Annotated in this window: 9 protein-coding genes and 1 pseudogene; 6 read left to right on the forward strand and 4 right to left on the reverse strand. The window is 69.6% G+C overall.

The window, feature by feature from the left end:
- Nucleotides 1-31: 31 nt before the first annotated feature.
- Nucleotides 32-642: pseudogene (locus ACFYU9_RS20520) on the reverse strand (LLM class flavin-dependent oxidoreductase).
- 16 nt (nucleotides 643-658) lie between these two features.
- Entirely contained in the window at nucleotides 659-1729 is a 1071-nt protein-coding gene (locus tag ACFYU9_RS20525; protein WP_389345624.1) for an LLM class flavin-dependent oxidoreductase, read from the reverse strand.
- Nucleotides 1730-2147: 418 nt separating this feature from the next.
- Here ACFYU9_RS20525 and ACFYU9_RS20530 point away from each other — a divergent pair, with 418 nt between their 5' ends.
- On the forward strand, nucleotides 2148-4175 hold the full coding sequence (locus tag ACFYU9_RS20530) for an N-6 DNA methylase (RefSeq protein ID WP_389345625.1): 2028 nt from the start codon (nucleotides 2148-2150) through the stop codon (nucleotides 4173-4175).
- 4 nt (nucleotides 4176-4179) lie between these two features.
- Here the strand turns inward: ACFYU9_RS20530 and ACFYU9_RS20535 are convergent, their stop codons facing one another.
- Nucleotides 4180-5661 carry a serine/threonine-protein kinase gene (locus ACFYU9_RS20535; protein ID WP_389345626.1) on the reverse strand — a complete coding sequence of 494 codons (1482 nt, stop codon included), beginning with the start codon at nucleotides 5659-5661 and terminating at the stop codon, nucleotides 4180-4182.
- A 145-nt stretch (nucleotides 5662-5806) separates the two neighbouring features.
- On the opposite strand from ACFYU9_RS20535, the gene ACFYU9_RS20540 reads away from it, so the two are divergent.
- Genes ACFYU9_RS20540 through ACFYU9_RS20555 form a run of 4 tightly spaced genes read left to right on the forward strand, consistent with a single transcriptional unit; the run spans nucleotide 5807 to nucleotide 15221 of the window.
- On the forward strand, nucleotides 5807-7432 hold the full coding sequence (locus tag ACFYU9_RS20540; RefSeq protein ID WP_389345627.1) for a PD-(D/E)XK nuclease family protein: 1626 nt from the start codon (nucleotides 5807-5809) through the stop codon (nucleotides 7430-7432).
- A complete protein-coding gene (locus tag ACFYU9_RS20545; RefSeq protein WP_389345628.1) occupies nucleotides 7429-8607 on the forward strand; it encodes a hypothetical protein in 1179 nt (392 codons plus the stop codon). The genes ACFYU9_RS20540 and ACFYU9_RS20545 overlap by 4 nt, the downstream gene beginning before the upstream one ends.
- Nucleotides 8600-12208, forward strand: a complete 3609-nt coding sequence (locus ACFYU9_RS20550) for a hypothetical protein (RefSeq protein WP_389345629.1) — start codon at nucleotides 8600-8602, stop codon at nucleotides 12206-12208. Before ACFYU9_RS20545 ends, ACFYU9_RS20550 begins: the two co-directional genes overlap by 8 nt.
- 40 nt (nucleotides 12209-12248) lie before the next feature.
- Nucleotides 12249-15221, forward strand: a complete 2973-nt coding sequence (locus ACFYU9_RS20555; RefSeq protein WP_389345630.1) for a pPIWI_RE module domain-containing protein — start codon at nucleotides 12249-12251, stop codon at nucleotides 15219-15221.
- An 8-nt stretch (nucleotides 15222-15229) separates the two neighbouring features.
- On the opposite strand, the gene ACFYU9_RS20560 is transcribed toward ACFYU9_RS20555, so the two are convergent.
- Nucleotides 15230-16195 (reverse strand): serine/threonine-protein kinase, encoded by a 966-nt coding sequence (locus ACFYU9_RS20560; protein ID WP_389345631.1) that lies wholly within the window; start codon nucleotides 16193-16195, stop codon nucleotides 15230-15232.
- Nucleotides 16196-16396: 201 nt separating this feature from the next.
- Here ACFYU9_RS20560 and ACFYU9_RS20565 point away from each other — a divergent pair, with 201 nt between their 5' ends.
- A complete protein-coding gene (locus ACFYU9_RS20565; RefSeq protein ID WP_389345632.1) occupies nucleotides 16397-21619 on the forward strand; it encodes a DEAD/DEAH box helicase in 5223 nt (1740 codons plus the stop codon).
- Nucleotides 21620-21644 lie beyond the last annotated feature (25 nt).

A 21644-nucleotide genomic window follows, 5' to 3' on the forward strand; every position in this document is an offset into this window, starting at 1 on the left:
GTCGAGAGTGTCCCGATACTCCCCGATCGGCTCATCGGCGTTGCCACTCCTCCGCGAGGAGTTGGTAGGAGCGGACCCGGTCGGCGTGGTCGTGGGTGATGGTGGTGATGATCAGTTCGTCGGCACCGGTGGCCTCCTGAAGTTGTTCGAGCTGGTCCGCGACCCGCCCGGGCGAGCCGATGAACTGGGTGTCGACGCGGTCGGCGGACCAGGGCGCGGTCCGCTTCGGTCCAGGCGTGGGCGCGGGCCTGGACCGAGGTCGGGAAGGGGATGGCGCCCTCGGCGGTGCGGATGCTGCGGAACCACGGGCCGCCGGCCGAGGCCCAGGTCGAGTCGCCCTGGATGCAGGGCGTCGATCAGGCCGAACTCCTCGACGGTGGACAGGGCCGTGCGGTGACCGAGCTGTACGGCGCCGGAGCCGATTCTGATGGTGGACGTCGCGGAGGTGGTCAGGGCCAGCACCACGGCGGGAGAGGCCCCGGCCACACCCGGGTTGAGGTGGTGCTCGGCGAACCAGTAGCGGACGTAGCCGAAACGCTCGGTCTGCTGGGCCAGGTCGATGGTGTTGCGCAGCGCTTGGGCGGCGCTCGAACCGGACGGGATCGGTACGAGGTCGAGGACCCCGAGAGGTATGCCGGACATGGTCGGGTGGTGCTCCTCAGCGGTTGGCGGGCGCGGGTGCCGCGATGACCGGGGCCCAGGGGAACGGCGGGTCGGGGACCTCGCGTCGCAGCACCGGCGCGATCTCGGACTGGAACAATTCGAGCGAGGCCCGGTGCTGGGCGGGGAGGAGTCCGCTCGCGTCGGCCTGCAGGTGGAGCACGCTGTGCCCGAACCGCTCGTGGTAGCGGTGCACCTTGTCGATGATCTGCTGCGGGCTACCGATCAGCGCCGAGCTGCGTTCGACGAAGTCCTCCAGGGTGGTGAACACCGGTTCCAGGCCCAGGCTCTTCTGGAAGGCGAGTTGGCCCTCGAACACCGGCCGGTACGCGGCGACGGCTTCCTGTGAGGTGCGGGCCGCGTAGTAGCCGGCCGTTCCCGCGCCGACGACGGCCCGGGCCGGGTCGTGGCCGTAGTGCTCCCAGCACTCCCAGTAGTAGCGGATGAGTTCGGCGTACGGCTCGATCGGGTGGGTGACGTTGGCCGAGAAGAGGGGGTCTCCGTAGCGGGCGGCGAGATCGACCGACTCCCGGCTGGTCGCGCTGCCGTGCCACACCCGTACGGGCTGCTGAAGCGGCCTCGGCCACACCTCCGCGTCGGTCAGCCCGGGGCGGAAGCGCGGGGAGGCGCTCACCTTGTCCTGCCGCCAGATGCGGCGGAACAGCTCGTAGCTCTCGGCGTTGCGGTCCCATTGGTCCTCGGGCGTGACGTGGAACAGCTCGCGCTGGGCGGCGCCGTTGCCCTTGCCGATGATCAGATCGAGGCGGCCCGCGGACAGGTGGTCCAGGGTCGCGTAGTCCTCGTACGCCCGCACCGGGTCGAGCAGGCTGAGGGTGGTGACGGCGGTGAAGAGCCGGATGCGCGAGGTGAGCGCGGCGATGTGGCTGAGCACGACCGGCGGCGAGGAGGAGATGAACGGCCGCTCATGGCACTCGCCGACGCCGAAGCCGAGTTCCTCGGCCAGCAGCGCGTTGTCGATCACCTCGCGAAAGCGCTCGTTGGTGGACTTCCGTACGCCCGTCACCGGATCGGGGGCATGCACGATGAGGGTGATGGCCAGGAACTTCACGACGCCACCCGCCGGATCTCCGGCCGCTCCGCACGGGCATCGGGGCGGGCGTCCGGGTGCGTCGGGGTGGGCCAGGCCGAGGTGGTCGCGGAGCGTGGTTCCTGCGTCATATAGGTCTGACCCAAGCGGCACGGAAGCGGCGGAGCCGAAGGGGACCAGGCCCGACAGTCGCCCGCAGCAGCGATCGACACCAACGGCACAGCGTTCCGCGTGGTTTTCCAGCCGGCAAGCCGGGGCGGCGACACACGCCGCGAACTGATGGGCGCGTCCGAGCAGCACAGCGACGGCTTCAGAGTATGCAGGTAGTCGACGAGTCAATGCATACGTAAACTCAGTTAAGCGATGAACGGTGAGATCAACGAGGCACACCCGATCGATCCGCGCCGAGCGAAGACCACCGCAAGCTCCGGAGGAGATCATGCCCGCGAATACAGGGGCGGCCCGTGTTGGAGTCACTCTGGCCGAGATCGCCCGCATCGCAGGAGTCGGGCGCGCCGCTGTCAGCAACTGGCGGCGTCGATACGGCAACTTTCCGTCACCTATCGGAGGTACGGATACCAGCCCACAGTTCTCGCTGTCCGAGGTCGAGGCCTGGCTCGAGCGAGAGGACAAGCTCAACGACAAGGCGAACCCACTCGATCGACTGTGGCCCGAGTACGAATCCCTGGGCGACAGGGAAGCGACAGGGCTCTTCATCGCCCATGTGGGACTGCGGCTCAGCGGTGAGCAGGCGGTCGGAGCACAACACGATCCTGCTGTCGATCGACGTCAGGCCCAGCTCATGGAGACCACTCTCGAGCTGGCCTCCAGCGGGGATCGCCGGGCCGTGTTCCAATTCCTTCTGGAACGATGGCTCCGAACCCACGTTCGGCAAGTGGCGACTACGCCACCTCCCCTGGCTGACCTCATGGCCCAAATCACGGCCGCCCTGCATCCGGGCGAGATGCGATCCGTACTCGATCCCGCGTGCGGTGCGGGAACGTTGCTCCTCGCCGCCGGACGGCGGTGGGGTGCCGGGCAACGATCGTTCATCCGATTCCTGGGCCAGGACGCCGACCCGGCCCTGGCAGAACTGACCCGGGCACGCCTGGCGATCAGCGGGTTCTCGGAGGCGGGCCTGTCGAATGTCTCGTCCGTAGCCGGTGACACCCTGCGTGCCGATGCCCACCCTGATGTCCGGGCGGATGCCGTCCTGTGTAACCCTCCGTCCAATGAACGTGACTGGGGCCATGCCGAGCTGGCCACGGACCCTCGCTGGCTTTACGGACAACCGCCGCGCACCGAACCGGAGCTGGCCTGGGTTCAGCACGCCGTGGCGGCTCTGGCTCCCGGAGGAGTGGCGGTGCTGGTACTCCCGCCCGCGGTGGCGGCACGCCGTGCCGGCCGCCGGATCCGGGCTGGGCTGCTGCGCGCCGGAGTACTCCGCGCGGTGATCGCCCTGCCTCCGGGTGCCGCTCCCCCTTACGGGGTCGGACTGCATCTTTGGGTTCTTCAGGCCGAGGGGGCTACGCAGCCCAGTGGGCCCGGGCAAATCGAGCTCGTGCTCGTGGACGCCGCACACGACACGTCGCCCACGACTGTCGAGAGGAATGGGATCGACTGGCCGACGGTCACCACGCACGTTCTGGATGTTCTCAGTGGCAGGAGCACCATGGGGAGCGTGTCCCTTCCTGTGGTTGACTTGCTGGACGACCAGGTGGACCTCACACCAGCACGCCACATTCCCCGCACACAAGCCGCGACTGCCACCGACCTCCAACGTATGTGGGTTCAGTTCGACGCCCATGCGAGTGACACGCGGCGTGCCGCCACTGCCTTGTCAAACCTAGATCTCAGCAGCCTTGACGGATCCGTGTCACTGATCGGCATTGGTGAACTGGAACGGGCCGGAGCACTGGAGATCCGGCCCGGGCAAGGGATCCCTGATGATCTGGTACGCCGCGGGGAGCGCCCCGCGGGCGAGGTTCGTGTCCTGACAGGTACGCCCACGCCTGGACCGGAACGGTTCTGGCTTCCGGCCTCCGCCGTCACAGCGGGTGAGCGGGACGGTTCCCTCACCGTCACAGCGACTCACGACGTGATCGTCTCGGTGCTGGCCCGCGCCTTCGACGTACGAGTTGAGGGCGAGGCCTCCTCCGTCCTTGGGCCCCAGCTCTCAGCACTCCGGGTGAACCCCGCCATCCTCGACCCCTGGTTCTTGGCCGGCTGTCTTCGCGCCCCGGCCAATGTGCAGCAGGCAGGCACACATGCATCGACGACGTCGCGCATTGATGTGCGTCGCCTACAGATTCCCCGGCTTTCCCTCGTGGATCAACAGCATTACGGGAAGATCTACCGAACGATCCTCACTTTTGAAAATGCATTGCAGGACATGAAGCAAGTGGGCGCCGAGCTGAGCCGGTCCCTGGGAGACCTGCTGGCTGCGGGGCAGCTCCCTCGCAGTTGACCAATCAGGACCCGGTCAGCCGGTTCAGGAGTTCGGCTACTTCCGCCTCATAACCTGATTCGCTCAGTTCAAGGGCGACCTCACGGCATCGCCCCATCAACTCGGCCGGAATGGGCGTGAGGCCGAGAAGTCCGCGCATCACCGCGCTCCAGCCACGGAACGCCTCGTCAACATCTCCCTCGGGCATCAGACATTCCGCGAGACCGAGGCTGGCTTCCCACACGAGGAAATCCAGTGGCGCTCCACCTTGGGCCACTTCGGCGTACTGCTCCACGGCATCGCGCGTACGACCGTCCAGCCGAGCGGCATCGGCGCACCGCAACCTCGCCTTCAGGATGATCGGTTCGCGGGCGCCCCAGTCCGACACCGCCTTGGGCAACAGGTCGACAAGGTCCGCACACCGTTCGCCCGGCCCGTCGGCAAGCAGCTCCGCCTGGGCCAGATCGACTCGCTCGGCGAATTGATCCCGCCGCAGCCAGCCACCACTGCGGCGGGCCGGCCGACGGGGCGCGGGGGGCCGGACGGGAGACATGCCCTGCTTCTCGGCGGCCGAATCGCACCGGCGGTAGGACGCTGTCGGGTCAGGGGTCAGCTCCGGGTCCGGAGCCGGAGCTCCGGGCTTCGGCAGGAAGGGCCGCAGTACCGCAAGGACGTCCGTGATGGACCTTGGCCGATCGGCCGGCACCTTTGCCAGCAGATCCCAGACGAGCTCGTCGAGCTCCTCGGGAATGCCGATGTTGATGCTTCGCAGGCGCGGGGGTAGATCTTCGAGGTGTTGGGCGTCCTTGTTCCTGTCAGGCAGATCTTCGAACGGCTTCTCACCTGTGAGCAGTTCGAAGAGAAGACAGCCGAACGCGTAAAGGTCCGCCGAGGCGGAAATATCCTGGCGGCCACGCAGCTGTTCGGGAGCCATATAGCCGGAACTGCCCGGTGTGGCTCCGAGGGCCGTGTAACGGGTCGCGTCCGGGTCGGTGAGGTGGGCGATACCGAAGTCGAGCAGCTTCACCACACCACCGACCCACGACACCACCACATTGCCGGGCTTAAGGTCCCGGTGCACGACGCCGCACGCATGCGCGTGTTCGAGGGCTTCGGCAATCCGCACGGCGATGGCCATCGCCGCGTCGGGCGGGAAGGGGCGGCGCAGGTCAAGGAATTCACGCAGGTCGATCCCGTCGACGTACTCCATGACGAGGTAGGGCTCCTCGTTCACGTAGCCACGGTGCAGCAGGCGTGGAATGCCGGGATGATCGAGCTCTTCAAGGATGACGCCCTCACGTTCGAACCGCTTCAGCAGTTCGACGTGTCGCCGCGCCCGCTCGGCCGGGCTGAATCCGCCCTGCGTGTAGGCATCGAGGCGGAGCACCTTCACAGCGACCTTGCGACCGGTCCCTCGTTCGGTCGCCGACCAGATGCTTCCCATGCCGCCCTGGTCAAGCGCCTCCTCGACGCGGAAGCGACCGTCGAGGTCTTCCCCTGCGTCCACACCTCACCCCCTTCGATGACACTGCGCGCGCCACACTGTAGTCGTTCACGCGCCACATGAAGAGAATCGCTTGACTTAGTTCACAGATCTGCGCTTCTCTGAGGCTGCCAGCGATCCCATCATCACGCCCACAAGGGGGTGCATCGTGTCGCTCCATCTGCCTCCGCCCGGAACGGACGGCGACATCCGGCTCATCCGCACATCCCTGCCGCTGCTGCGCGAGAGCCCCGAGGACTGCCCCCGCGGCAACGCTCTGCGCGCCCGGCCGTTCGTCCGGCAGGCTCCACCGCGTTCTCGGTGGACACCCCTCGAGGAGTTCGCCCTCGGCCCTGTCATGAAGGCTCTAGATGCGATCGAGCACGACAAGACGGACCTGGAGAGCGCGCTGTCACAGCTCCGGGCGAGCCGCAAGAACCACGTCGGTCACTCGAGTTGGGCCGAGAAGGCGGTGCGCGCCTATGTCTCGGCACGCGCCGCCCACGAGGCGCAGCGGCATGCGCTCGGGCGCCCTGCGACCCTGCCGGTAGGTGCTCAGTGGACCGCCATCACCTGGAGCGAGTCCCCGGACCCACGGGGAGCGACTCGCTACGAGCGCACCGCATGGGGTCGGCGTTACGCGTCCGCCGACGGCGCGGAGCGAGAGCTCTGGCTGCTGTCCATCAACTCTGTCAAGTCGGACCGGCCGCCGGCCGAGATCGCGGAGGCAGCCGCCGTGATGGTGAGCGGTGTCCCCTCGCAGTCGGCACCTCGGGATGTCTTCCGCCCCGTCGCGGACCACGTCCGGCCGAGGCGCGTCCGGATCATCGGCATCGGCTGCGGATCCGGCGAGCACGAGGTGCTGGCCGACTGGGACGCCGATGAGGCCGATCGACGGTTCGCCGCGCACGCCAAGCCCGTGCTGGCCCGAGTGGTCGAGGCCGACCGGCTCACGCCCGGTTCCAGTTGTGTCCGCTGCGAGGGGCTGACGGGCTGCGAACTGCCCCACCGCACTCCTGGCATTCTCGGCGTGCCCGCCTCGCGCCGCCCCCGGGCACGGCGTTCGGTCTCGGCGACAGATCTCCGCGTCCACAGCCGGTGCCCGGCTCAATTCCACCTCACCCGTGTCCTCCACCTGAAATCCGGAGCGCCCGAGAGCCTGCCGATCCGCAGGGGGCGCGCCGTGGACGAGTGGCTCAACCTCCGTCACGAGGAGGGATGCTGCCGTGACGCCCCAATGCCGGACGTCCTCCCCGGGCTGACCGCATCCGAGTCGCCGACAGCGCTGGCCATGCTGTCCGAGCACCAGCGAGCATGCCCGCTCGACGGGCTCCCGCCCTCGGAGCACGTTCGAGTGCAGCACCGGCTCACGGCGTACGATCCGGAGCTCGACGTCGTCCTGATCGCCGACCCAGACCTCCTCTACACCCGCGCTGGTGGCTGGATCTGGCACGAGACGAAGACGGCCGCGAAGCGTCCCTGGGAGGGACGGGCCCTGATGGAGTCGTACCCGCAGCTCGCCTTCGCGGTGCTGATGATGGCCGCGGGGGTCCTCGACGGAGATCCGCGCCGTTCCCTGATCGAACTCGAAGTGCTGTACGACGACGGATCGCGCTGCGAGGAGATCGACCCCGGCGATCCGGACACCCAGGCTGAAGCCCGCCGCATCATCGCCGGCCTCGCCGGACCGTGGGCCGTCGACGAGACGTACGCCCCCCGCCCTGACGAGCACTGCGACGGCTGCGACGTACTGGCGCACTGCGCGGCGGGCCGCACCCACCTGGAGCCCCGATGAACACCACGCCGGCCCCCGGCAGGCCACCCTCCCCGGGCGACGACTGGTCCGCTCACCGCGGCGTCCCTTTGATGCGCACCCTGGCCACCGCGCTCACGGTGCTGGATGCATCGACCGGACCCGAAGTCTTCATCCTGCCCTATCCCCCTGAGGTCCAGCGTGCGCTGGACCGGACGGTGCTCGCGTGTCTGGAACGCGGCGCCGAGCCCCCGGCGTGCCTGCCCGACCTGCTGTTCTGGTGCCGCGAGCGGCCGGTGGCCGATTGGCCGATCGATCTGCCGCCCGAGACCGTGGGCCCGCACGACCTGCTGCTCGATCCCGACTCCTCCCGGCCCACCGAACTCTGCTACGAGTGGGCCGAGCAGTCGTCGGACAGCGCGCTGGTCCTGTACGACCGCGAGGTCATCCGTACCGCTCTCCGGCTCTGCCGTGAGTACGGGGAAGAGGACGCGTACACCGAATTCCGCCGGCTCCTCGTCACACGGCCCGTGCTCACCTCCGCCGAGGACTTCGCCCTCTCGATGGATCACGTGCTCGACCCGGTGAAGGAGCTGCTCAGCAGGATCTACCGCCCCGTCCCGGACAGCTATCTCCGGGGTGGCGGGTACGCCGCGTGTGGCCGCTGCCTGACGTTGCTCACCCCACTGCGCGACGGAGGCTGGTGGTGCGAGCGGGATCGGTGCCGCCGTCGGGGCAAGCCTCCGGTAGGCCGCCGCTACCCGCGGGAGGAGGTCGGCGAGCTTCTGCAGCTGGCTCGTCCGCTGCGTCAGTTCGTCACCGGCCCCGGACGGGCCGAGGCCGACCTGGAGGCGCGACTGACCGCGCTGGGGCTGAAGGTACGGATGTGGCCGGCGTACGACGCCTACGACGTGCACATCACCTTCCCCGACGACCACGTATGGGCCGTCGACGTCAAGGACTGGGCTCATCCCGCGTTCCTCGGGCGGGCGGCCCGCTCGGTGCCGCAGCAGCCCCCGTACGACGAGGCCTTCTGGGTGGTCCCGCAGGACCGGGTCGACGACCGGCCCGGGTACGTCGCCGTGTTCGAGCGCCACCGTCCGGCCGCAGCGCGGCACGTGCCCTTGCTCACCGACACGGAACTGATCGCCCGCGCGCGGGAACGGCTCACGCGCACGGGGAAGACCACGCGTCGAAAGGAGGCCGGCGATGCGTGACCGCGAGAGCTGGCACAAGCCCGTCAGCAAGGAACTCGCGCGGCTGTGGGGCGAGGTGCCGCCCGAGCTGGGCACGGTGAAACCGAGCCTGCTGTGCCAGGTGGAGCTGGCTCTGCGGCTCCTGGAGCGCATCGCCCCCGAGGAGCCCGCATCCGGCGCGTACACCCTGTTCGGGGGTTACGAATTCGCCCGCTCCCGCGGCTGTGTCACCTCCCCAACCCACGAGGTGATGCTCGCCTCCGGTCGCCACCTGCTGTGGCATCTGCGTCGGCGGCGTACCTGGCAGCAGGCGCTGGAGACCTATCTGTCCCTCCCCGACCGGCTTCGCGCCTACGACGTTCCCGAGTTCCACCGGTCCGCGCGGCGTCGTGAAGCAGTAGTCGCGTCCGATCGCTTCATGGTCTACGACACCGCCCTCGCCGCATTGCCCCCGCTCGCTCGCAAGCCCCTCCCCCTCGCCCCCGCGGGCCGCGCCACCTTCGTCGAACGGCGACGGCCGACGTCCGTCACCTTGCCGGCCTGGCTCCGGCCGGAGCCGGCTGCCGGCCACGCACCCGAGGACGGGCGGCCCGGGGACGGCGCTCCTCTCGTGATCAGCCGGGCCGAGCTGGCCGAAACCGCACGCTGGATGGACGCGACCGAGCAGCAGAACGAGGTGGCGAGTCCGGGCCACTGGGAGGATCGCCTCGCCGAGCTGCACGTCTTCCCGCGCGACGCCGACGGACTCGGATTCTCCGAGGAAGGTGATCTCCGCCTCGACGGGCTTCTGCACCTCGTCGGCATGGTCGGAGCGGGCAAGTCGACTCTCATGACCCTGCTCGCGGTCTGGGGGACTCGTCGCACTCCCCAGCTGCGCATCACACTGATGGTGGGCGACGTCGCCGAGCAGCTCCGGATCACCGCTCTTCTGCGCGATCTCGGTCTGACGGCGGCCCCCGTGCTGGGGCTGACCACACGGGAGACCCATGTCCAGCGGCTGCACCGCCGGCTCGGCTCCCGCGGCCTGCACAACCTCCTGGACCACGACGACCCCGGCTTCGATCACCTCAGCACGGTGTGCGTCGTGGATGCTCTGCGGGGTACGGAAGCCGCCCAACCGCTGCGGTTCGCGGACGCGCCGTGTACCTCGCTCTACCCGGAGAAGCCGAGGAAGGAAGGCGAGACGCCACCCGCGTCCGACGGGCTGCCCGAGCCGTATCAGCCGGGACAGCGGCGCTCCGCATCGGATCAGGGCGGCGCCCCGGAGGCCAAGGGCACCCCGCACGGCTGTCCGGCCTGGGCCGCCTGCCCCCGCCACAGCACCGCCCGCGAACTCGTCGACTCCCTGATCTGGGTGGCGAATCCGGCGAGCCTCGTCCAGTCCGCCGTGCCCCGCCATCTCGGGGACGAGCGCCTGCGCCACCTGGAACTGGCCTGCCTGCGCAGCGACATCATCATCGTGGACGAGGCCGACTCGGTCCAGATGAAGCTGGACGAGATCTTCGCTCCCTCGGCGACACTCGTCTCCCCCGGCCCCGAGTCGTGGCTCGACCAGGTGCAGGCGCATCGCGTCGAAGAGCTCTCCCGGCAGGGCCGACTGCCACTGACCGACCAGGAGGTCGAACGGTGGTCCGCGTCCCTGACCGTGGTCCACGCCGCGACGGACCGCCTCTACAAGCTGCTGATCTCCGACGCGGAGCTGCGCGAGTGGGCCGACATCGAGTACTTCAGCCCGTGGACGCTGCAGGAGAAGCTGCTGCGTTCATGGTTCGCGCAGGACGCGGTCCCCGGCGTGCCCGATGGTGTGCCCGACGAATCGGAACTGTACGAGGCGTACGAGGACGACGCGCCCGAGCCCGCGTCCCCGGGCCCTGAAGCGGATGCGCGCCGCGCCGAACTGACCGAGCGCTTCGATGACTTCCGCGACGACCCGCTCGGCGGCCAGGGCCCGTACGGCAACACGACCGACGACCTCGTGCGTCTCTCTCAGGACCTGCTCACCACGCTGTCCTCGTCCGACACGCGGGCGCGCGTGCTCGCGGTGCTGCGCCCCCTGCTGGCCAGCACTCCCGCGGCGGATCGGGCCAAGGACGAGGAGTGGCTGGATCTGGCCGCCCGCCGTCTGGAGTTCACCCTGCTCCTGAGCGCCCTCAACCAGCGACTGGACCGGCTGGTCTATCTGTGGCCGCAGGTCGAGGCCGCCCTGCACCTCGACTCGACGGGCAACGAGCTCTCCCGCCGCCCGCCTGTCGACTATGCCCCGCTGGTGCCGGAGGCCCCCATGGGCAACGTCCTGGGCTTCCAGTACCTGCCCGACGAGCGGGAGCGCGACGTCGAAGGGCGGCACAGCGGCACGTTGCGCTTCTTCCGGTGCGCCGGAGTGGGCCGTGAGCTCCTGCTCACCCTCCCCGACGTGGGAGCCGACCCGGGCCGAGGCAGGAGGGGGCCGCATGTCGTGCTGATGTCCGGCACCAGCTGGGCCGGCACCTCCACCCGCGCGCACCTCGTCGCGCCCGTGGGCGCGGTACTGACCCCCTCCGCCCGCTCGCTCGAGGCCGTGAAGCAGTCGGTCTTCACCACGCACTTCCTGTACGACGACGAAGGCCGGCCCCTCAGCCTGTCCGGTACGGAGCCCAAGGCCCGGCCGGCGGCCTGCAGGGCCATGGTCCGACGGCTCGGCCTGCCCGGCCGGGGCGGTGCCCCCAGCCCGTTGGAGCAGGAGCTGGCCAAGGTCACCGACAGCCGTCGGCGCAGGGCGATTCTCCTGGTCGGCAGCTACAAGGAGGCGAACACCGCGGCGGACGCCCTGCATGACATCGAGCGCTGGCAGGGTCGGGTCCGCGTCCTGGCCGCCGACGATGCCGACCTGGAGCAGGCCGTACGAGGCTCGGGACCGGTCCGGCCGGAGCAGGAGCGGGCCACCGTCCTGCGCCGTGGTGACCTCGCCACCTTCGCCCAGGACCCCACGGCGGAGATCCTCGTCGCGCCGCTGATGGCCGTGGAGCGTGGACACAACATTCTCAACGCCCAGCGCAACGCGGCCTTCGGCACGGCACTGTTCCTCGCCCGGCCGCACCCGCGCCCCGACGATCTTTCCCTCGCGGTGTTCGCGATCAACGACTGGGCGGCACGCTTCACCCGCGACGAACCCGGGGTGCCTCAGGGCACCTTCACCGAGCTGGCCATGGCGGCGGCGCAGCTGGACGAGGCCGGCCTGGCCTTCCGGCATGTGGCACGAGGTGAGTGGCGGCGACTGTTGTCGCGCCGGTACATCTACTCCCGCCTGTCCGGCAAGGAGAAGACGTCCTTCACCTGGGACCAGCTCGTGACGCTCTGGCAGGTCATCGGCCGTCTGGTGCGCGGTGGCGTACCGGCCCGGGTGGTCTTCGTCGACGCCCGGTTCGCCCCGCGCACGGCCAGGCTGCTCTCGCCGGCGGCCGCATCGGCGCCCGTTCCCCATGAGGACGGCCTGCTCACCGGCCTTCGGGACGTTCTCGCCCCGTACTTCGATGACGCCGCCCCACCCTCTGACTGCCCCGATCCGGCAGACCCGGTGGTCGCCCGGCTCCTGTACACGCCGCTGTACAAGGCGCTGCGCGAGATCACCCACCACACCTCCTGAACCTCTCGACCCGCAGTACACCCCGCGAAAGGACACGGCCTTGGCACGCCCCTACGATTCCATCCGCACCGCCGCCGCTCGCCCCGTCTCCATCGAGGCCTCCGCCGTCGAGAGGTACCGTGCGCTGCCGTTCCCCGAGGAGTGGACCAGCGCCCTGCTCACGCTCTGCAACGCGGGGCGTGACAAGCCGCTGGAGACGGTCCCCACGTTCCGTATGGACCAGGTGGTGCAGGCGCTCGCCCCGGACGTCCTGGTGAGGCCTCGCCCGAACCGGGCCCGCGGCGACAGCCGGGACTTCTGGCTCTACGTCCCCGAGGACGTCCCCGATCCGCTGCCCGATGCCGCTCTGAAGGGGCTCTTCGGTGCGTGGCTGAAGGATCTGCGCCCGGAGCCCGAGTACCGCGCCCTGCTCTCGGAAACGCGGTCGGTGCTGCTGGAACGGCCTCCCCGGTGGCAGGAAGACGTCTCGGTGGAACTGCTGCGGTACGAGCGACCCACTGATGGCGGAACGGCGGCGCCCGATTCCCGCCAGTTCCAGCTGGCCACCGACTGGCTGGCCCGGAGGATCCTCGCCCTGGAGCCCTATGACTACGAGGGTGGCCGACTCCGCTTCCGCGCCATGCCTCGCGGCCCCATGGACCGGGGTGCCGAGCTGGTCTCCCAGGCACTGGAGTTCGAGGGGTTCCGGGGCACCGAGTGGTACTCCGTCGTCATCAACATCACGCTCCACACCGTGCCCTTCGATCCGCTGCCCCGCTTCCACGTGCACACGCACATCCGCCGGTACGCGAGCAGGGTGAGCGCCAAGACCGGCCGACTGTTCCTGCCGTTCGGGCGCAAGACCACGGTTCTGCTGCGGCCGCGGGTGCCCTGGCTGCCGGGGGCCCCGGCGAGCGACCGGTTCGCGGTGGCGCGGCTGGCCTGGAGCCAGGGCGGTTACGACTGGGCCGGAGGCGGTCCCGCCGGGATGCTGCGCGGCATGTCCCTCCGGGAGGCGTTCCCGGACGCCGCGGCCATCCTGACCGACCCGGCGGCATGGCTGAAGGACGACATGCGGGCGGCCGTCCTGTACAGCACGGCCATGGGCTCGCACGAGGTCGGCCCCGGCCTGATGACGGACCAGCGGTCGAAGATCGTGGAGTGGGCCCTGCAGGCCCTCCCGGACCAGCTGCGACCGGTGCCCGCCCTGGTGCGCACCCGCCTGTCCGGCAGTGCGCCGGCGAACCCGCGCAGGGAGCCGTCGAAGGAGCCGGCCAAGACCGAGGCGGAGTGCGTGCGCGCGGAGGCACGCCGCGTCGGCGCCGCATACGCGCTGCGGCAGATGTCCCAGCCGCTGGGCACGGGTGAGGTGCCCATCCTGGAGACGCGGCTGCTGTGGCAGACGGCGGAGATGCGGGACACCGCGATCGCCGCACTGGTCGCGCACCTGGACCTCAAGGGCGACGGAGGTATGCCGACCTCGACGGATGCCTACAACGGCACCGTGGACCTGGAATGGCAGTCCCCCGAACTCACCGTGCGCCTGCGCTGTCGCAGGCTGACGCATGACCTCGGCCACGACCTCGCCCTGCCGGAGGGCAGCCGGCACTCGCGGGAAGCCGTCACCACCGCGATCCGGGACCGCCGCCGCGAGGTGGCGGCCTTCCTCGCGAAGGACGACGCTCAGGCGCCCGCGGGAACGGCGCCCCTGCCGACGCTCGCGCTGGTGGAGATCGACCGGGCCAAGGACTTCACGTCCGGCGACCACGACGCCAAGTTCGCACTGCGGCTGGGCTGCGCCGACGCGGGAATCCTGACCCAGTTCATGGCCGTGCCCAAGAAGGCCAAGGGCTACAACAGCGAGAAGAACAAGGAGTTCCGCGCGGCGAAGGCCTGGGACGACGGGCTGCGCCAGCTGGGTGTGCGCGTCCACCCGGAGCATAGCCTGGGCGACCAGCTGCCGGAGGGCATGCGGTACGCGGCGGTGTGGATGGTGCGCAAGAACCGGCGCAGTCGCACCAGGTGGGCCGGGTACGTGCCTGTCGCCGTGCTGGTCACGCCGGACCCGTCCGGTACGGGTCTGGCGAGGGTGGAGGGCTGGGACGACGAGGCGCGCGCCTGGGTTCCGTACCCGGTGATGCTCCTTCGGCTGACCAAGCGGGCCGAGGTGCCGACCGGCACGGTGCCCGTCCCGCGTGACGGGGAGGCCCCGGTCGCCCGGCTGTCCTGGTGGGCGGACATGACCGAGCAGCGACAGGCGACCGAGGAATGGCTGCAGCGGGTCCGCCGCACGCTGCGGGGGACGCCGACCCTCCTGCTGGCTCACGGGCAGAACATGCGCTCTCACTGGACGTGGCTGCAGGACGGCACCGTAGTGGTGGACAAGTTCCGCGACGGTCACGCCCCCGCGCGGCGCCTGGATCCGGACCTGCGGCTCGTGCGGGTGCGTACGGCGCGCAACCGGGAGACCGCGCAGTGGTGGGCCATGAACCCCGACGGCGCGAACGGTCTGGCCGCCCATCTGTGGACGGACCCGACGGCGGACGCCGAGTCCGCCCGGGTGTTCTGGTCGACGACGCCCAAGGCGCGCACCTTCAAGCTGTCGGTGGCGGCCGACAAGCTGGCTCCGCGCGTCAACTCCAAGGGCAACGTGACCGTGGACACCGACAAGGCCGCGTGGAACCCCGGCCTGGTGGAGCTGGCCGTACTCGGGTGTCACCCCGGCGACGGCGACGTACCGGAGGCACTGGCCGTCGCCGTCCATCAGCTCCGGCAGGCCCCCGATCTGCCGGACGCACTGAGCCTGCCGCTGCCCCTGCACCTTGCCGGTCTGGCCCAGGAGTACGTGCTGCCGACCCGCAACGAGGACGACGAGGACCCGGCCGGCTCCGGGGCCGACGCGGCGGCCGACGCCGATCCGGACACGGCGGCGGCGCCGGGGGTCGAGACCGCCCCCGGGCCGGAGCAGCTCACCCTGGACATCCCGCTGCAGCCGGGCCCTGCCGAGGAGAGTAGGGGAGCCGAGCCGCGCTGAGAAGTCGGCTAGTGCGGCCCGTCCGACTCTCTCGCCCATTGCCGGACGGGCCGCGCGTCGGGTGCCATGGGGTGGAGGAAGGGCCGGCGGGGATCGGCCTCCGCCCAGGGCACCAGGGCGTCTTCCGGGGTTCCCGGCGCGGGCAGGTGTGCGGCCAGGCGCCGGAACACCTCGCCCGCGTGAGCAGGCCGGTCGGCCGGCTTCTTCGCCAGCATGTCCAGGACCAGGGTTTCGATCTCCTCCGGCACGTCCGGTCGCAGGGATCTCAGCGGCTCCGGCTCGGTCCCCGTGTGCAGACTCGGCACGACAAGCGGGGACTCGTGCTCGAACACCGGCCTGCCGGTGAGCATCTCGTGGATGAGGCAGCCGAGGGCATAGAGGTCGGTGCGCCGGTCGACGGGTTCACCCATCACCTGTTCCGGGGCCATGTACAGAAAGCTGCCCAGCCGTTCCCCGGTCGTGGTGAGCTTCTTGGTGTCCGCGTCGAGGATCGCGGCCACACCGAAGTCGAGCACCTTCACGACGCCGTCTGTGCGGATGCGGACATTGCCTGGCTTGAGGTCCCTGTGGACGACGCCGCGGGCGTGGGCCGCGGCCAGGGTGGAACAGATCTGCACGCCCACCGCAGCGGCTTCCGCCACGGAGAGCGGCTCGCGCTCCGCGATGTAGTCCCCCAGGTCAAGGCCTTGGACATACTGCATGACCAGGTAGTGCGTACCGGTTTCGACACCCAGGTCGTACACGGCCGCGAGCCCGGTGTGGTCGAGTTTGGCGACCGCCTTGGCCTCTCGCTCGAAGCGCGCGGCGTCCTGGGCGATCTGGGCGACCGTGAGGCCGACGAGCGGTGTCATCGTCTTGACGGCGACGCCTCGGCCCAGGTGTTCGTCGTCCGCCATCCACACCTGTCCCATGCCGCCTCGACCGATGGCGCTCTTGATGCGATAGCGCTTGGCGATGAGTGTTCCGATGTCCATAGGTGACCGAGTGTGCCACTGTCATGCACGGCGAGGAATCGCACCCCAGAACCCGCAGCGTGAAAACACACCAGCCCATTCAATGCATTGACTTAGTTCACAGACGGTGATGTGATGGAGACTCGACCATTCCAGCCCGCCGCCCCGCCCCACCCGTTACGGTGAAAGTCGCAGGTCGGCGCGGGAACGAGTGAGGGTTTTGTGGACGTCTTCAAGGTGCACGAGCAACTGATCGCCGACTACCGCTCCTTCACCACAAGTTCGGTCGTCCTGAAGAACGACCGGATCAAGAGCACGGTCGACGAGGCTCTTGTGCAGGGCGACCAGTGGCCCCACCCGTGGCTGTCGCTCAACCCCAGTTTCGAGCCCGGCGGCACGGTGACCCAGCTCGTACAGGAGGGTCTGCTGCACCCGGAGTGCGAGCGGATCTTCCGCGTCGGCAAGGAGAGGGACGGCTCACCGCAGCAGGGCCTGCCGATCACCTTCCACCGGCACCAGCGGGACGCCGTGCAGGCCGCCCGCTCTGGCAGCAGCTACGTCCTGACCACGGGCACGGGCTCCGGAAAGAGCCTCGGCTACATCGTCCCGATCGTGGACCGAGTGCTGCGGGCCAATCAGGAGGGCGCGGCCTCCGGCGTCAAGGCCATCATCGTCTACCCGATGAACGCCCTGGCCAACAGCCAGAAGTTCGAGCTGGAGAAGTTCCTGCGCCACGGTTACGGCGAGGGCCGGGAACCGGTCACCTTCGAGCGCTACACCGGCCAGGAGAAGGAGGAGGAGCGCGACAGGATCCTGGACAGCATGCCGGATATCCTCCTCACCAACTACGTCATGCTGGAGCTGATGCTCACCCGGCCCCGCGAGCGCAAGGCGCTGATGCGTGCTGCCAAGGGGCTGAAGTTCCTGGTCCTGGACGAGCTGCACACCTACCGCGGCCGCCAGGGCGCGGACGTGGGCCTCCTTGTCCGCCGCGTGCGTGACGCCCTGGCCGCGGACGACCTGCAGTGCGTGGGCACCTCGGCCACCATGTCCACCGAGGGCACTCTGGAAGACCGGCGCCAGGCCGTCGCCGAGGTGGCGACCACCCTCTTCTCCACCCCCGTCACCCCGGACCATGTGGTCGGCGAGACCCTGGTCCGCGCCACCTCCGAGCACGAGCCGACCGACGCCGAACTCGCCGACCGGGTACGGGCCAACACCCCCTCGACCTCCTACCCGGAACTCAAGGACGACCCGCTCGCCTCCTGGATCGAGACCGAGTTCGGTCTGCGCACGCTCACCGAGGGCCCGGACAAGGGCGCTCTCGTCCGAGCCGATCCCACGACCGTCAAGGCCGCCTCCAAGAAGCTCGCCGCCCGCACGGGCGAGCCGGAGGAGGCGTGCGTCACCGCCATCCGCGACACCTTGCACGCCGGTTCGCAGGCCAAGAACAAGGCGGGCCGGCCGCTGTTCGCGTTCCGGCTGCACCAGTTCCTGTCCAAGGGCAACTCGGTGCACGTGTCGCTGGAGGACGAGAACACCCGGCACATCAGCCGCACCTACCAGCTCCGCGTACCGGGTGCCAAGGAGAAGATCCTGCTGCCGCTGTCCTTCTGCCGCGAGTGCGGCCAGGAGTATCTGACAGTGGCCCGAGAGGAACGCAAGGACGGCTCGTTCGCCTTCCGGCCCCGTACCGAGGACGACGAGGACAACGGCTACCTGTACGTCAGCGCCGAGAACCCGTGGCCCGAGGAGACGGGCAAGGCCATCGAGGAGCAGCGCTTCCCGGACAGCTGGGTGGTGACGGACGACAAGAAGAGCGTCCAGGTACTCGCCGACAGCCGGCGCAAACGCGTCCCGCAGCAGGTCTGGGTGAAGCCCGACGGATCGGTGGTCGACCGCGGACAAGGCCTGTACGCCGCCTACATCCCGATGCCGTTCATGTTCTGCCTCAACTGCGGCGTGAGCTACGAGTCCGCGCGCGGAAACGACTTCGCCAAGCTGATGACGATGGACCGCGAGGGCCGCTCGACTGCTACCTCCCTCATCAGCTCCAGCATCGTCCGCCACCTCAAGGAGCTCCCGCCCTCCGAACTCGACGAGGACGCGCGCAAGCTGCTCACCTTCGTCGACAACCGTCAGGACGCCAGCCTCCAGGCGGGCCACTTCAACGACTTCGTTCTCGTCACCCAGCTGCGCGGCGGGCTCTACCAAGCCATGGTCGACGCCGGCGAAGAGGGACTGCTGCACGAGGACGTGGCTCCCGCGGTGGTCGCCAAGCTGGGCCTGACGCCGCAGGATTACTCACAGAACCCGAAGGAGCCGTCCAGGCAGGCGGGACGCACCCTGCGGGCCCTGGCCAAGGTCGTCGAGTACCGGCTGTACCTGGACCTGGAACGCGGCTGGCGGGTCACCATGCCCAACCTGGAGCAGACCGGCCTGCTGCGCCTGGAGTACGCGGATCTGGAGGAGATCTCCGAGGACGAGGAGCGCTGGGCCGGGGCCTGCTCCCCGCTGCGATCGGCAGATCCGGGCAAGCGGGCCGAGCTCTCCCGCATCCTCCTGGACGAGCTTCGGCGCGTGCGGGCCGTGGACTTCCCGTACTTCGAGCAGTCCGAGTACGACGAGCTGCGCAGGCTGTCGTACCTGCTCAACGACACGTGGGGGCTCGCCGAGACGGAGCGCACCCCGCCCCCGCCCGGTACCGCGTACGTTCGCCCCGGCCGGCCGGGGCGGCCGCGTGGAGAGATCAACCTGACCGCCCGGTCCGGCTTCGGCCGGTTCTTGCGCAGGCCGGGCCAGTTCCCGGCGCTGGGGCGGCCACTGGACATGGCAGAGGCGCAGGAGCTGATCGTCGATCTGGCGGGTGTCCTGGCGGAGGCGGGTCTCCTGACCGAGGTCCCCACCGGACGAGGTGAGGCGCCCGGTTACCGCATCAACCACACCACCGTGGTGTGGACGGCTCGGGACGACGAGTTCGGTGCCGTGGACCGGCTGCGCCGTACATACGGCAAGGGCCAGGGCCCGCGTGTGAACCCGTTCTTCAAGAACCTCTATCAGAACGTCGGCTCCGCACTGGCCGGACTGGTGGCCAAGGAGCACACCGCGCAGGTGCCGGCGCCGGTCCGTGAGGACCGTGAGGCCGACTTCCGTCTCGGTACGCCCCTGCCGGTGCTCTACTGCTCCCCGACGATGGAGCTGGGCGTCGACATCGCCAGCCTGAACACGGTCGCGATGCGGAACGTTCCGCCCACGCCCGCCAACTACGCCCAGCGCAGCGGCCGGGCGGGCCGCTCGGGGCAGCCCGCCCTGGTGACCACGTACTGCGCCACGGGCAACAGCCACGACCAGTACTACTTCCGCCGCTCGGACCAGATGGTTGCGGGTGCGGTCGCCCCGCCCCGATTGGACCTCGCCAACGAGGATCTGGTGCGCTCGCACATTCACGCCATATGGCTGGCCGAGACGAATGTCGAGCTGGGCAGGCGCATTCCGCACTTCGTGGACGCCGACGGCGACGCGCCCTCGCTGCGGATTTACCCGCAGTACGTCGAAAAGGTCCAGGACCCCGCAGCGCAGCGGCGTGCGCTGCGCCGGGCCACCGCCGTACTCAAGGATTCGATGGATCGGCTGACCGCCACCTCCTGGTGGGACGAGCATTGGCTGGAGCGGACCGTCCGGATGGCACCGGGCGGATTCGACCATGCGCTCGGCCGGTGGCGTGAGCTGCTGCGCAAGGCACTGAAGGAGCGGGAGACCCAGCACCGGCGGATCCTCGACAACACTCTGGGCAAGGACGCCTCGGCTCAGGCCGAGCGCCGCCGCCACCAGGCGGAGACGCAGCTGAAGCTCCTGAAGAACGAGGACCGGAACGGCAGCACGCTGCTATCGGACTTCACGCCGTACCGCTACCTGGCCTCCGAGGGCTTCCTGCCCGGCTACTCCTTCCCCCGGCTGCCGCTGGCCGCGTTCATCCCGGGCACGGGCCGGGCCGCGCGGGGCGGCCGTGACGGCGACTACCTCCAGCGCTCGCGTTTCATCGCGATCCGGGAATTCGGCCCCGGGGCCTTCATCTACCACGAGGGCAGCCGCTTCCAGGTGGACCGCGTCCAGCTGCCCACCAGCGCCTCGGGCGATCTGCAGACCGAGGAGGCCAAGGTGTGCGAGCACTGCGGCTATCTGCACGTGGGCGAGGAGCTGGAGAACACCTGCGACTTCTGCAAGGCGGAACTCTCCGACGCGCGCTACAACCTCCTTCCACTGCGCACGGTCTTCACCAAGCGCCGTGACCGGATCTCATCCGACGAGGAGGAGCGCCAGCGGACGGGCTACTTCGTCGAGGTGTCGTACAAGTTCAACAAGCACGGCTCCCGTGACGGCTCGCTGGGCGCGGCAGCCACGGAAGCGGGGGGAGCCGCGCTCGCCGAGCTGACGTACGGCGACAGCGCCACGGTCCGCCTCACCAACCTCGGCTACCGCCGCAGCAAGCAGCGCTCGGGCTTCTGGCTCGACCCCATCGAGGGCAAGTGGCTGGACGCCAAGAAGGACCAGGACAAGCCGGGCAAGCTGACCTCCGAGGAGCAGGACGGCCTGGAGAGCGCGGAGAAGGCGGACCGCAAGGTCCCGGTGATCCCGTACGTCCAGGACACCCGCAACATCCTGGTGCTCAAGCTCGCCGAACCGGTCGCCCCGGATGTGGCGATCACACTCCAGTACGCCCTGGAGCGTGGCATCGAGGCCGAGTTCCAGCTGGAGGACGGCGAGCTGGACACCGAGCAACTGCCGCCGCTGGACGGGGCGCGCGACCGCATTCTGTTCATCGAGAGCGCCGAGGGCGGGGCAGGCGTTCTACGCCGCCTCCAGGCCGAACCCGGCGCGCTGCGGCGGGCCGCCGCCCGCGCCCTGGAGATCGCGCACTTCCGCCCGGACGGCAGCGACACGGGGGGCCGCGAGGACGGTCCCGCCTGCGAGATGGGCTGCTACGACTGCCTGCTGTCGTTCGGCAACCAGCGCCACCACCAGGTCATCGACCGCCAGTTGGTCAAGGACCTGCTGCTGCGCTTCGCCGGGTCCCGGGTGACCGACGCCGGCCCCGGCATCACGCGGAACGAGCACACGCAGACGCTGATCGACGGTGCCGACAGCAGGCTGGAGAAGCGGTTCGTGTCGTTCCTGGCCGACAACGGTCTGCGGCTGCCGGACAAGCAGCAGTTCTTCGTCTCCAGTGCGCTCTCCCGCCCGGACTTCGTGTACGACACGAAGATGGGCCCGGTCGCGGTCTTCATCGACGGTCCGCACCACGACGACGAACTGCAGGCCCAGCGTGACGAGGACGCCCAGGAGCGCTTGTACGACGACGGGTGGGAGGTCATCCGCTTCCGCCACGACGACGACTGGTCCGAGGTCGTCCACAGGTACGGTTCGGTGTTCGGTGCCGGTGACTGAGCCGCGTACCCCACTCCCCCGCCCC

This window comes from Streptomyces sp. NPDC004327 (genome assembly GCF_042873935.1).
GTDB lineage: Bacteria > Actinomycetota > Actinomycetes > Streptomycetales > Streptomycetaceae > Streptomyces.